The 13,838-nt window shown below is 69.3% G+C and carries 10 protein-coding genes; 5 read left to right on the top strand and 5 right to left on the bottom strand.

What is annotated here, in order from left to right; genetic code table 11:
* Positions 1 to 49 precede the first annotated feature (49 nt).
* From ACIPEK_RS12670 to ACIPEK_RS12685, 4 genes are all read right to left on the bottom strand, one after another.
* The gene (locus ACIPEK_RS12670) at positions 50 to 910 is read right to left on the bottom strand and encodes a serine protease (protein WP_401994320.1); all 861 of its coding nucleotides are present in this window, start codon (positions 908 to 910) and stop codon (positions 50 to 52) included.
* A gap of 172 nt (positions 911 to 1,082) precedes the next feature.
* The gene (locus ACIPEK_RS12675) at positions 1,083 to 1,949 is read right to left on the bottom strand and encodes a GyrI-like domain-containing protein (protein ID WP_401994323.1); all 867 of its coding nucleotides are present in this window, start codon (positions 1,947 to 1,949) and stop codon (positions 1,083 to 1,085) included.
* A gap of 30 nt (positions 1,950 to 1,979) precedes the next feature.
* Positions 1,980 to 2,876, bottom strand: coding sequence for a DUF3626 domain-containing protein (locus ACIPEK_RS12680; RefSeq protein WP_401994326.1), 897 nt, complete (start codon positions 2,874 to 2,876; stop codon positions 1,980 to 1,982).
* Positions 2,877 to 2,936: 60 nt separating this feature from the next.
* A complete protein-coding gene (locus ACIPEK_RS12685; RefSeq protein ID WP_401994329.1) occupies positions 2,937 to 4,859 on the bottom strand; it encodes a SpoIIE family protein phosphatase in 1,923 nt (640 codons plus the stop codon).
* Positions 4,860 to 4,982: 123 nt separating this feature from the next.
* On the opposite strand from ACIPEK_RS12685, the gene ACIPEK_RS12690 reads away from it, so the two are divergent.
* Both ACIPEK_RS12690 and ACIPEK_RS12695 read left to right on the top strand, forming a co-directional pair.
* The gene (locus tag ACIPEK_RS12690) at positions 4,983 to 9,287 is read left to right on the top strand and encodes a HAMP domain-containing protein (protein WP_401994332.1); all 4,305 of its coding nucleotides are present in this window, start codon (positions 4,983 to 4,985) and stop codon (positions 9,285 to 9,287) included.
* Complete coding sequence (locus ACIPEK_RS12695; protein ID WP_401994335.1) at positions 9,284 to 10,012, top strand: response regulator; 729 nt, start codon at positions 9,284 to 9,286, stop codon at positions 10,010 to 10,012. Before ACIPEK_RS12690 ends, ACIPEK_RS12695 begins: the two co-directional genes overlap by 4 nt.
* Positions 10,013 to 10,034: 22 nt before the next feature.
* Here the strand turns inward: ACIPEK_RS12695 and ACIPEK_RS12700 are convergent, their stop codons facing one another.
* Positions 10,035 to 10,382 (bottom strand): winged helix-turn-helix transcriptional regulator, encoded by a 348-nt coding sequence (locus tag ACIPEK_RS12700; RefSeq protein ID WP_401994338.1) that lies wholly within the window; start codon positions 10,380 to 10,382, stop codon positions 10,035 to 10,037.
* A 96-nt stretch (positions 10,383 to 10,478) separates the two neighbouring features.
* On the opposite strand from ACIPEK_RS12700, the gene ACIPEK_RS12705 reads away from it, so the two are divergent.
* From ACIPEK_RS12705 to ACIPEK_RS12715, 3 genes are all read left to right on the top strand, one after another.
* Positions 10,479 to 11,360 carry an NAD(P)-dependent oxidoreductase gene (locus tag ACIPEK_RS12705; protein ID WP_401994341.1) on the top strand — a complete coding sequence of 294 codons (882 nt, stop codon included), beginning with the start codon at positions 10,479 to 10,481 and terminating at the stop codon, positions 11,358 to 11,360.
* A gap of 26 nt (positions 11,361 to 11,386) precedes the next feature.
* On the top strand, positions 11,387 to 12,244 hold the full coding sequence (locus ACIPEK_RS12710; RefSeq protein WP_401994344.1) for an arylamine N-acetyltransferase: 858 nt from the start codon (positions 11,387 to 11,389) through the stop codon (positions 12,242 to 12,244).
* Between the two features lie 285 nt (positions 12,245 to 12,529).
* Positions 12,530 to 13,741 carry a pyridoxal phosphate-dependent aminotransferase gene (locus ACIPEK_RS12715; protein ID WP_266358436.1) on the top strand — a complete coding sequence of 404 codons (1,212 nt, stop codon included), beginning with the start codon at positions 12,530 to 12,532 and terminating at the stop codon, positions 13,739 to 13,741.
* The last annotated feature ends 97 nt before the right edge of the window (positions 13,742 to 13,838 follow it).

Genomic DNA, 13,838 nt, shown 5'->3' on the forward strand with positions numbered 1-13,838 from the left:
TGCGTGCCCAGCCCCGCGACGCCGCCCCCCATGTGCCGGTCGGTCTAACTCACGGCTTGGGCAGGGCACATCCCGGCCGGTTGAGGTCGAACTTGTTGCCGGCGCCGATGCACGGCACGATGCCGTAGGTCTCCTGGGCGTAGTTGATGCCCTGGCGCACCGTCACATTGCCGCTCTCGTCGACCTCGCACGGGTTGTTGTCCGTGCACTGCTGCCCGTCCTCGTTGCCGGTGTTGTTGACGGCGACGACCTTGCCGGTCGCGTTGTCGATCACCGGGGAGCCGGATGTACCGCCGATGGTCTGGCAGGCGGAGGTGTAGCGGACCGAGTCCTTCCAGGTCCACTCGCCCTCCTTGAGGCGGTAGACGAAACCGTCCACATTGCAGGCGTACGTGCGCTTCCAGTAGCCGGAGACCACCGTGATCGCGGTGCCCTGGACCGGGTGCGCGGTGTTGAGCTCCAGCGCCTTGATGCCGTAGCTGCTCTCGATCTGGGCATAGGTGCGGGTGAGTTGGTACACCGATATGTCGGTGTCGGTCATCGTCCCGTATGCGATCTTGCTCGCCCGCAGGGTGCCGACTCCGCTGCCCGAGGCGTTCAGCAGGGTGAAGCTACGGGTGGACGGCTGGTCGAACACGACCTCTCCCGGCCCCGGGAATCCCGACTCCATGCAGTGCCCGTTGGAGAGCACGAGCGCGGGGTCGGTGGGCTGGGAGCCGGGCGTACGGACGACGGAGCCGGAACAGTTGCTGAGCGCGACGGTCCCGGCGAAGTTGACCGCCTTGGGCGTGAGCTTCGTCTTGACGGTGCCGGCCGCTGCCACGTCGTGGCCGGCAACCGCGGTCGCGGGTGCGATTCCCGCCCCGAGCAGCAGAACGGTGAAGAGCGCGCCGACGAGAGGCTTCTTCATGTGGGGGTCCCCTCCAGTGACCTGTGCAGGGCCCAAGCGGCCCCTGCTACCGAAGTTCCTTCGGTTTGACATGCGCATGTTGGCGCACGGCAGGGGCCCCCACAAGGGGCGGTTTCAAGCCATCGGGTCTCAGGCCCCTCGGCCTCAAGGCGTCCGGGCCGAGCCCCCGGCCTCAGGCCGTGGTCCGCTCCACCGGGATCCAGAGCTCCGCTTCGGCCTGCGCGGCGCCCTGCGACACCCGGGTGCGCAGGATCTCGGGACCGGGCCTGCTCCGGTACGGATTGGACGGGAACCACCGGGTGAACACATCCCGCCACAGGTACTGAAGTGCCTGCGGAAAGGGCCCGGAGTTCTCGAAGACGGCCCAGGTGCCCGCCGGGACCACCAGTGCGTCCAGGTCCTCGGGCACGGCCCCGCCGGTCACCACGGCGTGGTAGTAGTCGAGTTCGGTCCCCTCCGCCCGGCTGTCGGCGAGGTTGTCGCTCACCGAGACGATCCCCTCCGGTTCCTGGTCGGACAGTTCCGCGATGCGCCGCACCGTCTCCTGTCCGATGCCCCGGATGAACTCGGCGATGGCCGGGTTCACCCCCTCGTGCACAAGCGGAACCCGCGCCTTCTTCCCGACCACACGGAACTCCTCCTTCTCCACGATCCGGTACCGCATGCTGCTGCTCCCTTCGACCACGAGGTGGAAGGACATCCGGGGCTGGGACCGCAGAGCCGCACCGGTCCGTCTGGCCTCGCCGGGGCCGACGCCGTGCATGGCCCGAAACGCCCGCGCGAACGCCTCCCCCGAGGTGTAGCCGTAGCGCACCGCGATCTCCAGCAGCGTCCGCTCCCCTGCCAGCACCTCGGCACCCGCGAGCGTCAGCCGCCGGCGCCGGATGTATTCCGACAGGGGCATCCCGGCCAACGCCGAGAACATCCGCCGGAAGTGGTACTCCGACGTCAGCGCGATCCGCGCCGGCCCGGCCGCGTCGATCCGCTGGTCGAGGCGGCACTCGATGTGCTCCATGGCCTGGTTCAGCCGTTCCAGCACCCCGGACTCCTTCCCTTACGAGCACTCACGTTAGGAAGCACGCACCCCGGCGGACCCGACATTCTGTGCCCGGATCGGTCGGGTCGGATGCGGCGGTGCGCCGAAGCGGGCCAGGCAGTGCCAGACCATCTTGAGCGACTGCAGTTCGTACCGGCCGGTGCGGGCGGCATCTCCGACGATGCGGGGGTCGAGCATGCCGTCCTGTGCGATCTCGGCGCCGAGATCGACGGACTCCGCACCCCGGTAGCCGGGGTGGCGCCGCAACTGCTCGACGGTCAGCCGGAATCCGGCGTGCCACTCCGTACGGCAGGGGAGCCGGCGAGCCGCCGCCTCGACGGGTGTGAACCGGTAGCTGGGGTCCAGCACCAGGGCTTCGACATGGCGGTCGAGGACGACCGGGCCATGGATCTGCGCCTCGATGTAGTCGTCGATCGCGTCCCGGTCGTCGGCCTCGGCCAGCTCGATGAGGTGCATACCGGACGCGACGCCGAAGTCCGTCGGCTCGGCAGCGCTGTCCGGGTAGCAGAACGTGGCACGCGGGAGTGTCTCCGCGGTCAGCCGGAAGTGCGAGGACCCGAACCTCGGTGCCGCGCCGACGGCTCTGCGTCGGAAGTTCAACGCCCCGTACACCGGCCGCTGTTCGGCGGGAGCGCCGTCATACGCGCCGTCGAAGATCCGGCTCTCCCAGCGCCACCGGTCACCGCCCGGATGCGCGGTCAGCCCGCCGTTGCTGGTGCCTGTGACGAACTGCGAGCGGTAGACACCGTCCTCGGCCAGCCGGACCAGGATCGGCCGGCCGCCCGCCATTCGGTCGGGATGGAAGTTCAGCGTCAGGGGCAGGGTGGGGTCGAGCGGCCTGCCCGCGGACCGGGACCCGACATGGCTCAGGGCCCGCACCTGCGGCGACGGGTATGGGGCTGCGTTCACCAGCGCAGTGTGCCGGAGCGCGGTTCGCCGCCGCACCCGGATTGCGTCCGGCCGCCGGTATCAGGCCTTGTCCGCCCGGGTCGACGTTCGAGTCCGCCGCTCACCGAAGTCCCCCGCCACCGCTTGCAGCACCATGACCGAGAGGTCGTCCTCGACCGGCCCCACCCCGAAGTCGTGCGCCGCGCGCCGTACGTGCTCCGCAAGTGCCTTCGCGCCCAGCCCCATACCTTGCCGGAGCACGTCGGCCAGGCCATCGTTGTCGTCCAACTGCCAGTTGCCGCAGCGGCGTTCGGTGACGCCGTCGGTCACACACAACAATGTCTCGCCGGGCGCGAGGCGGAAGGTGCCGGCCCGGAATTCGGCGCCCTCATCGATGCCGAGCAGCATCTGGGGTTCGGAGGCCGGTTCCACCCTGCCGTCGGCGAACATGTGCAGCGGCGGGGGATGACCTGCGCTGGCGACCGTGCAGCGGGCTCCGGCCACGCCCGGGTCGACCATCAACTCCCCGTACAGCAGGCTCAGGAAGCGGGAGCCCGTCTGCTCGGCGCCGAGGGCGAATGCCTCGGCGCTGTCTTCCGCCATGGCGACGTTCAGCCGGCCGAGCACCGACTCAACGCCATGGCCCTCGCGCGCCAGCAGCCTCACCAGGTGCCGGGCCAGGCCGGTGACGGACATCGCCTCCGGGTCCTTTCCCTGCACGTCCCCGAGCAGGAAGCACCAGCGGTCCTCACCCATCGGGAAGATGTCGTAGAAGTCGCCGCCGACGGTCTGGCCCTCGCCGTGCGGCTCGTAGACGATCGCCGTGTCGACGCCGGCGATCCTGGCCAGCGTCGCCGGCAGCTGCCTGCGCTGGAGCGCGGTGCTGATCCTGCGCTGCCGGGTGTACTGGCGGGCGGTGAACACGGCCTGCGCGACCCGGCGGGCCACGTCCTGCACCATCCGCACCACGGTGTCGGTCATCTGCGGCTGCCCGGCCCGGCCGAGCAGCAGTACGCCCTGGTCGGTGTCGCGGACGACAAGCGGGAAGGCGAACGCCGACCCGCCCGCACGGTCGGCGCCGGCACTCTCCGGCCACGGCCAGGGGGTACCCCCGCTACGGAGCGCGGCGGGCGGCGGAATCCGTTCCAGTTCCTCGCGGAGCGGAGCGATGCGCTGCTCGTCGGCGTGCCAGACCCGGGACAGTTGCAGGCCCCTCCCCGGCGTGCTGAGCCAGATGCCGCACCAGTCCGCGAGACGGGGTACGAGCATCTGGGCCGCGAGCGCGGTGACCATGGCCTCGTCGAGCTGGCCCGCCAGGAGTTCGCTGGTCTCGGCGAGGAACGACGGGCCGCCGCGGTCGGCCCACTCGGGGGCGTACCCGTGGGCATGCGCCGGATGTGCGGGGGTCCCTGCGTCATGGGACCGTGCGTCGCTGCCGGGCTCGGTGGTACCGGGCCCGGAGGAGGCCGGATCTGTCGCAGGTGTCTGTCTCTCCGCGACCTCCAGCCGGAACCAGACCCTCTTCTCCGCCCGCCGGTAGGTCACCCCCCAGGACTCCGAGAGCGCGTTCACCAGCTGGAGGCCGTAGCCGGGCTCGCCGTGCCGGGTGTCCACTCCGCCGCGTACCCCTCTGGAGGGGTGACGGTCCACGACCTCCACGACGACACCCACCCGGGTGGCCGGGTTCCGCTCCAGGCGGCAGACCACGTCGATATCGGTGCCGGCGTACATGACGGCATTGGTGACCAGTTCGCTGACGAGCAGGACGGCGTCGTCGACGAGCCCCTCGATCTCCTCGGGGACCGGCACCGGAGCAGGGACCGCGCCCGCGTCGGGAGCCGCATCGGTGGGCGACGCCTCTCCCCCGTGCCCGTCCGCGAGGTCCGTCGTCCACCCATGGAGCGCCGCACACACGAATTCCCGCGCCCGGGCGGCCGCCAGCTGGTTCGCCGGCAGCCCCTTCCTGGACACGGACTGGCTCGCGTGTACGGACAACGGGATCACTATTCCTCCCGTATGCACCAAATACGCACGAGAAAGAGTACTTTCGTGCGCTTTATACTATGACATGCGTGACCACATGAACCTCTGGTGAGCACCGATGGATCTTGGGCGGAGGGTGTTTCCATGGCACTGACCCCGGCCCGGCCCGGCACGGAAGAAGACGGACAGTGGGTTCGTACGAGTGATCTGCGCCCGTTGCTCGCCGCGATGAAGGCCCTGTGCGACGGTGACTTCACGGCGCGAGTGGAGGACTCGGAGGGACGGGGCGGAGCCACCCTGCCGGACGGGGTGCCGGCCGAAATGGCCGGGGTGTTCCAGCAGATCGTCGCGCGGAACGCGCATCTCGCCTCGGAGCTCCAGCGGGTACGCCACGAGATCATCCGGCAGGGACGGCTGGACGAGCGGATCTCGGCGAGTCCCGGCTCGGGGACCTGGACGACGAACATCGAGGCCGCCAATACGGTGCTCGAAGCGCTGGTGGTGCCCGTCGCGAAGGCCACCCGGGTGCTCGACGCCGTCGCGGACGGCGATCTGACCCAGCACGTCGATCTGCACGACGGAAGCCGCCAGCTCCGCGGCGACCTGCGGCGCCTGGGCATCGGTGTGAACCGCATGGTGGACCAGCTCTCCCTCTTCACCGGTGAGGTGACCCGGGTCGCCCGCGAGGTCGGCACCGAGGGCCGTCTCGGCGGCCGGGCGAAGGCGCAGGGACTGTCGGGCGACTGGCTCCATGTGACCGAGGCGGTCAATACGATGGCGTCCCGGCTTACGGCGCAGGTGCGGGACATCGCGGTCGTGACGACGGCGGTGGCGCGCGGCGACCTGACACAGCAGGTGACGGTCGAAGCCACCGGCGAGCTGCTGGAGCTGAAGCTCACGGTCAACACCATGGTCGACCAGCTGCGGGCGTTCGCCGACGAGGTGACCAGGGTCGCCCGCGAGGTCGGCACCGAGGGCCAGCTCGGCGGCCGTGCCCAGGTCAGGGGCGTGTCCGGGGTCTGGAAGGACCTCACCGACAACGTCAACTTCATGGCGTCCAACCTGACGTCCCAGGTCCGCAACATCGCCCAGGTGACCACCGCGGTCGCCAACGGCGACCTCAGTCAGAAGATCACCGTGGACGCGCGGGGCGAGATCCTGCAGCTGAAGTCGACGATCAACACCATGGTCGACCAGCTCTCCGCCTTCGCCGACGAGGTCACCCGGGTCGCCCGCGAGGTCGGCACCGAGGGCCAGCTCGGCGGCCGCGCCCACGTCAGGGGCGTGTCCGGGGTCTGGAAGGACCTCACCGACAACGTCAACTTCATGGCCGACAACCTCACCTCCCAGGTCCGCAACATCGCCCAGGTCGCCACCGCCGTCGCCGAGGGCGACCTCGGCAAGACGATCACCGTGGAGGCCAAGGGGGAGATCCTGGAGCTGAAGTCGACGATCAACACCATGGTCGACCAGCTCTCCGCCTTCGCCGACGAGGTCACCCGGGTCGCCCGCGAGGTCGGCACCGAGGGCAACCTGGGCGGTCAGGCGCAGGTCAGGGGCGCTTCCGGGGTCTGGAAGGACCTCACGGACAACGTCAACCGCATGGCGCTCAATCTGACCTCTCAGGTCCGCAACATCGCCCAGGTGACCACCGCCGTCGCCAACGGCGACCTGTCGAAGAAGATCGACGTCGACGCGCGCGGCGAGATCCTGGAGCTGAAGGACACCGTCAACACGATGGTCCAGCAGCTGCGGGCGTTCGCGGACGAGGTGACCAGGGTGGCCCGCGAGGTCGGCACCGAGGGGCGACTCGGCGGCCAGGCCCAGGTCCACGGCGTCTCGGGGGTCTGGAAGAACCTCACCGACAACGTCAACTTCATGGCCGACAACCTCACCTCCCAGGTCCGCAACATCGCCCAGGTCGCCACCGCCGTCGCGGAGGGTGACCTGTCGAAGAAGATCGACGTCGACGCGCGCGGCGAGATCCTGGAACTCAAGTCCACGATCAACACGATGGTCGACACGCTCTCCGCGTTCGCCTCCGAGGTGACACGAGTGGCCCGCGAGGTGGGCAGCGAGGGGCAGCTGGGCGGCCAGGCCCGGGTGGAGGGCGTCTACGGGACATGGAAGGGCCTGACCACCAGCGTCAATGAGCTGGCACTGAACCTGACCACCCAGGTGCGCGCGATCGCCGAGGTCGCCAGCGCCGTCACGCAGGGTGACATGTCCGGCTCCATCTCGGTGGAGGCCCAGGGCGAGGTCGCCGCCCTGAAGAACAACATCAACCTCATGGTGGCGAACCTCCGTGAGACCACCCGCGCCAAGGACTGGCTGGAGTCCAACCTGACCCGTATCGCCGGACTCATGCAGGGCCACCGCGACCTGGTCGAGGTCGCCGACCTGATCCTGCGCGAGCTGACCCCTCTGGTGAACGCCCAGTACGGCGCGTTCTTCCTGGCCCAGGCTGGTGCGGCATCCGACGAGGACCTCGAGCTCCTGGCCGGTTACGGCACCGGACAGCCCGAAGGCCGCCGCCGGCGCACCCGGATGAGCCTCGACACCCCTGGCTGGGGTCTGATCACCCAGGCCGCCACGGAGAAACGGCGGATCCTCATCGAGGCGGTTCCCACGGAATACATCACCATCAGTTCCGGCCTCGGCGCCGCGCCCCCGGCCAGCGTCGTCATCCTGCCGATCCTCTTCGAGGACCGGGTGCTCGGAGTCATCGAACTGGCCTCGTTCAGCCGCTTCAGCGAGGTCCACCTCGCTTTTGTCGACCAGTTCGTGAACACCATCGGTGTCTCCATCAACACCATCATCGCCAACTCCCGTACCGAGTCGCTCCTCTCGGAATCCCAGCGCCTCACCGCCGAACTGCGCAAGCGCTCCGACGAGTTGCAGCTCACCAACGCCGAGCTGGAGGAGAAGGCGGCACTGCTGGCCACGTCCTCCCAGTACAAGTCGGAATTCCTGGCAAACATGTCGCACGAGTTGCGCACCCCTCTCAACTCGCTCCTCGTGCTGTCCCGGCTGCTCGCCGACAACCCCGACGGCCACCTCTCCCCACAGGAGGTGGAGTTCGCCGTCACCATCCACCGGGCGGGCTCCGACCTGCTGCAACTGATCAACGACATCCTCGATCTGTCGAAGATCGAAGCAGGCCGGATGGATGTGCATCCCAAGACGCTGCCGCTGATCAAGCTGCTCGACTACGTACGGGCGACGTTCCAGCCGCTCTCCCGGGACCGCGGCCTGTCCTTCGACATCGAGGTAGGCGAGGACGTACCCCTCGAACTCTTCTCCGACGAGCAGCGTCTCCAGCAGATCCTCCGCAACCTCCTCTCCAACGCGATGAAGTTCACCTCGTCCGGCGGAGTGCAACTGCTCGTCGAACGCGCGACGCCCTCGGACTTCGAGGAGGAGACGCTGCGCAACGCCGACGCCGTCATCGCCATGAGCGTCAAGGACACCGGAATCGGTATCCCGCCGGAGAAGCTCGACGCGATCTTCGAGGCGTTCCAGCAGTCCGACGGCACCACCAACCGCAAATACGGCGGCACCGGGCTCGGCCTCTCCATCAGCCGGGAAATGGCGGGCCTGCTCGGCGGCCGGATCATCGCCGAGAGCGAGCCGGACGTCGGCTCCACCTTCACCCTCTTCGTCCCCGCGCACTACACAAGTCCGCCCTCCGACGCCGTCCCCGCGGTCGAACCGCGTCCCGCGAGCGGCGCCCCCCGGGCCATCGCCGGACCCACCCGCCTGGTCGGCAGGCCCGCGGCCCGGCCCGGAGCCGAGCAGGCCGATGCGCTCAGCACCCAGGATTCCTTGTCCGGCACCGGAACCCGGCCCGACAGCGGCGACGACGGCGTCAGCTGGCCGGAGACGACCCGGCTCAAGGACTGGCTGAGCGGCCGCGCCGCCGGCGTGCTGGCCGGCCGTCGCATCCTCATCGTCGACGACGACATCCGGAACGTCTTCGCACTGACGCATGTGCTGGGCCGCGTCGGCATCAGCGTCAAGTACGCGGAGAACGGCCGTGAGGGCCTTGAGGTCCTCGACCGGACACCTGACGTATCACTGGTGCTGATGGACATCATGATGCCCGAAATGGATGGGTACGAGATGATCGCGGCGATCCGCCGCACACCTCGTTTCGCGGACCTGCCGGTCATCGCGCTCACCGCGAAGGCCATGCCCGGTGACCGCGAGAAAGCCATCGAGAGCGGCGCGAACGACTACGTCCCCAAGCCGGTGGACGTCGACCGCCTGCTGTCCGTGATCTGCCGGCTCCTCGACCCGCAGTGCACTTCGCCGGAGCCGCGGCCCGGCCCCTCCGACAACACCCGCTCCACGGACCGGGACCGGAGCGACATCCTCCCCGACCAGGACGACGACAGCACCCCCACCGACAGGGACGACGACAACGACGCGACAGGGCGGCCATCATGACGGCGACACGGGACGAAGCGTCGGAGACCTCCAGCATCCTCATCGTCGACGACATGGAGGAGAATCTGGTCGCCCTCGAAGCCGTGCTCGGCTCGCTGGCCCAAGTGGTCCGCGCACAATCGGGCGAGGAAGCCCTCAAGGCGATGCTGCGCCAGGAGTTCGCGGTCGTGCTCATCGACGTGATGATGCCGGGCATGAACGGCTTCGAGACCGCCGCCAACATCAAGGGACTCGACCAGACGAAGGACGTCCCGATCATCCTGCTGACCGGTGCCGCAGTCGATCCGAACTACGCCTACCGCGGCTACACGGTCGGCGCCGCCGATTTCCTGATCAAGCCGTTCGACCCCTGGCTGCTGCGGACCAAGGTCAACGTCTTCCTCGACCTGCACCGCAAGAAACGCCAACTCGTCGACCAGGCCGAGCAGTTGAAGCGCCTCCTGACGGCCGACGGCGGCCGGCCCGGGATCCCGTCGACCGCTCCCGACCCGGCTCGCGCATCCACCGAGCCGTCGTACGGTACGACCCACGCGGACCCTGCGGACTCCGCGGAACACCCGGCACCTCCAAAAGCGCCCGACCGGCTCGCCGAGGTCGCCGGCCAACTCGCCCAGGCGGAACTCCTGCTACGAGACGCCGACAGCCCCGGCCGGGCCGACCTCGCCGACCGCATCGTCGAACTGGAACAGGCCGTGGAACGGCTGATGGCGGCCCGCGAGACATAGGGACGCGCCCGGGCCTGATTCATCACGGCCGGGGCGGCGCCGCGGCCTGAAGGATGTTCTCCCTTCCCCACGCGCCGAGCGGCCCCAGCGCCTCGTTGAGTCCGACACCCAGCGGGGTCAGCGAATACTCGACGCGTGGAGGCACCTCCGCATGCACCGCGCGGTGCACGATGCCGTCCTCCTCCAGCTCCCGCAGGTGTGACGTGAGCACCTTCTCCGTCACCCCGGGGACCATCCTGCGCAGCTCGCCGAAGCGGCACACCTGTTCATTGAGCGCCCAGAGGATCAGCACCTTCCACTTGCCGCCGATCACATCCATCGCCGCGTCGATCCCGCAGACGTACGCCCCCGGCCTCCGTACGGTACCCATGGCCCACCCCTCCCACCTGCTCGCTCACCCGGCGGTAACCACCCACTTCGAAGTGCGTACTTGATCACTTCCGGGCCTGCGACAAGCCTAATCGGCATGACCGACAACGCCATTGAGAAGTCGCCGCTCACTCTCCTCGGGCTCGGTGCCATGGGTACCGCGCTCGCCCGCACCTGGCTCGCCGCCGGGCATCCGCTCACCGTCTGGAACCGCAGCCCCGGCAGGGCCGAGCCGCTCGCCGCCGAAGGGGCGGCCGTCGCCGGGTCCGCTGCAGAGGCGGTGGCGGCCGGCAGGCTGGTCGTGGTCTGCCTGCTCGACGACGCCTCGGTCGACGAGGCCCTGACCGGCGTCGACCTGGCCGGCAAGGACCTGGTCGACCTCACCACCTCCACGCCCGCCCAGGCCCGCGCCCGCGCCGTCCGGGCCCGCGAGCGCGGGGCCCGCTTCGTGGACGGCGGGATCATGGCGGTCCCGCCGATGATCGGCGCCCCGGGCTCCGGCGCCCATGTCTTCTACAGCGGCTCCCGCGCCCTCTTCGACACCCACCGCGACACCCTGGCCGTACCGGCCGGCACCTCCTACGTCGGCGAGGACGCCGGCTTCGCCGCCCTGCACGACGTGGCGCTGCTGAGTGCGATGAACGGGATGTTCGCCGGGGTTTCGCACGCGTTCGCCCTGATCCGCAAGGAGAACATCGAGCCGACGGCCTTCGCCCCGCTGCTCGCCGACTGGCTCGTCGCCATGACGTCCTCCGTGCACGCGGCCGCCGCCCAACTGGCCGACGGGGACTACACGCGCGGGGTGGTGTCCAACCTCGCCATGCAGGTCGCGGGCAACGCCACCCTGCTGCGCACGGCCGAAGAACAGGGCGTCAGCGCCGAACTCCTCACTCCTTACCTGGCCTTGATGGAACGCCTTCTCGCGGACGGGCGCGGCAACGAGAGCACGACGGGCGTGGTCGACCTGCTGGCACTGTGACCCACCCGATTGCGTACGGTCGGCGCATGACATCCGACCGCGAAGCCGACCACGGCCACCGCAGCTCCCCCGGCCTCGACCTCGACGCCTATCTCGCCCGCATCGGCTGGACCGGGGAGCGCCGGCCGACCGGGGAGGTACTGCGCTCCGTGCACCGCGCCCACGCACTGGGCATCACGTTCGAGAACCTGGACCCCGTTCTGGGCAACGCGCCCTCGCTCGCGCTCGCGGACCTGGAGGCGAAGCTCGTACGGGGTGGGCGCGGCGGGTACTGCTACGAGCAGAACACCCTGCTCGCCGCCGCGCTGACCGCGCTCGGGTTCAGGATCACGCTGCTCTGCGCACGGGTCGTGCTGGGGGCCGGGCCCGGGGACGTACGGCCGCGCACCCACATGCTGATGCGGGCCGAGGTGCCGGGCGAGCCGACCCCGTATCTGGCCGATGTCGGCTTCGGCGCCTCCGGCGCGCTGCTGGAGCCGATCCCGCTGGCCGCGGACGCGGAGCTGCACGACGCCCCGCGCCGCCACCGGCTCGTGAACACCCCGCACGACGGGCCGCTGGAGCAGTGGGAGCTCCAGGCGCAGACCGCCGACGGGAGGTGGGAGGCCCAGTACGCCTTCACGCTGGAACCGTTCGAGGCGCCGGACTACGAGGTCATCAACTGGCACATCGCGACCAACCCGCGCTCCCCGTTCCAGCACCAGGTGTACGTCCAGCGCACCACCCCGGACGCCCACCTGTCCCTCACCGGCCGCACACTCGTGGTCAAGGCGAACGACGGCACCCGCGAGGAACGGGAGCTGACGGACGGCGCCGAGGTGCTCCGGGTACTGGCAGCCGCCTTCGGCATCCACCTCCCCCGGGGCACACGGCTGCCGGAGTGACGTGAGGGACGCGCCCCTCACACCCCCCAGCGCCCCTCACGCCCCTCACGCCCCTCACGCCCCGAACACTGCCGCTCACGTGGCGCATCTCACCCGTCCGCGTCCGTCACGCCCCCACTCCGGCCCATTCCAAGCCCCGACCCGTCCCGGACCGGCGTTCCCACGGTTCGGGGACGGTGGGTGCATGGCTATGGAAGACGAAGCGGGGCGCCGGGGTTACCCGAGTGGGGCAACCGGAGGCGAAAGCCCGGGCGGCGCGTGAAACGCAGTCGTAAGCTCCCAGACATGCAGGTCATCCAGTCCACGAAGCTCGCCAATGTCTGTTACGAAATCCGGGGCCCCGTGCTCGAGGAGGCGATGCGGCTGGAAGCAGCCGGTCACCGCATCCTCAAGCTGAACACCGGCAACCCTGCCGCGTTCGGGTTCGAGTGCCCGCCCGAGATTCTCGAAGACATACTGCGCAACCTCTCCGGGGCGCACGGTTACGGCGATGCGAAGGGGCTGCTGTCCGCGCGGCGGGCGGTGATGCAGCACTACCAGACCAAGGGGATCGACCTCGACGTCGAGGACATCTACCTGGGCAACGGCGTCTCCGAGCTGATCCAGATGTCCATGCAGGCGCTGCTGGACGACGGCGACGAGGTCCTCGTACCGGCTCCGGACTATCCGCTGTGGACCGCCTCGGTGTCGCTGGCCGGCGGTACGGCCGTGCACTACCGGTGCGATGAGCAGGCCGACTGGATGCCGGACCTCGCCGACATCGAGCGGAAGATCACCGACCGCACCAAGGCGCTCGTGATCATCAACCCGAACAATCCGACGGGTGCGGTGTACGACGACGAGATGCTGCGCGGGCTGACGGAGATCGCCCGGCGCCACAATCTGGTCGTCTGCTCCGACGAGATCTACGACCGGATCCTGTACGACGGAGCGACGCACACCCCGACCGCGACGATCGCGCCCGATCTGATGGTGCTCACCTTCAACGGACTCTCCAAGAACTACCGGGTGGCCGGATATCGCTCGGGGTGGATGGCGGTCTGCGGTCCGAAGGCGCACGCCTCCTCGTACATCGAGGGGCTGACGATCCTCGCCAATATGCGGCTGTGCGCCAATATGCCGTCGCAGCACGCCGTGGCCAGCGCGCTCGGCGGGCGGCAGTCGATCAACGATCTGGTGCTGCCGGGCGGGCGGATCCTGGAGCAGCGGGATGTCGCGTACGACCTGCTGACCCAGATCCCCGGCGTGACCTGCGTGAAGCCGAAGGGGGCGCTGTATCTCTTCCCGCGCCTCGACCCCAAGGTCTACAAGATCAAGGACGACCGGCAGATGGTCCTCGACCTGCTGCGGGCCGAGAAGATCATGGTCGTGCACGGTACCGGGTTCAACTGGCCGGAGCCCGATCACTTCCGTGTCGTGACGCTGCCCTCGACCGAGGACCTGACGGACGCGGTGACCCGGATCGCGCACTTCCTGGACGGATACGGCCAGCCTTAGCGGGCGGCCGGTCCCCCTCCACCCCGGCATCGATTGCAGATAACTTTAGACTGAATCCAATGTAGGATGGTTCCACTGCAACACCAGGAGGCCATCC

This window comes from Streptomyces sp. NPDC088246 (genome assembly GCF_044741025.1).
GTDB lineage: Bacteria > Actinomycetota > Actinomycetes > Streptomycetales > Streptomycetaceae > Streptomyces.

Coding starts and splice junctions, on each gene's coding strand:
- ACIPEK_RS12670 (WP_401994320.1), bottom strand. CDS start 910: ATGAAGAAGCCTCTCGTCGGCGCGCTCTTCACCGTTCTGCTGCTCGGG.
- ACIPEK_RS12700 (WP_401994338.1), bottom strand. CDS start 10,382: ATGGGTACCGTACGGAGGCCGGGGGCGTACGTCTGCGGGATCGACGCG.
- ACIPEK_RS12715 (WP_266358436.1), top strand. CDS start 12,530: ATGCAGGTCATCCAGTCCACGAAGCTCGCCAATGTCTGTTACGAAATC.
- ACIPEK_RS12705 (WP_401994341.1), top strand. CDS start 10,479: ATGACCGACAACGCCATTGAGAAGTCGCCGCTCACTCTCCTCGGGCTC.
- ACIPEK_RS12690 (WP_401994332.1), top strand. CDS start 4,983: ATGGCACTGACCCCGGCCCGGCCCGGCACGGAAGAAGACGGACAGTGG.
- ACIPEK_RS12695 (WP_401994335.1), top strand. CDS start 9,284: ATGACGGCGACACGGGACGAAGCGTCGGAGACCTCCAGCATCCTCATC.
- ACIPEK_RS12710 (WP_401994344.1), top strand. CDS start 11,387: ATGACATCCGACCGCGAAGCCGACCACGGCCACCGCAGCTCCCCCGGC.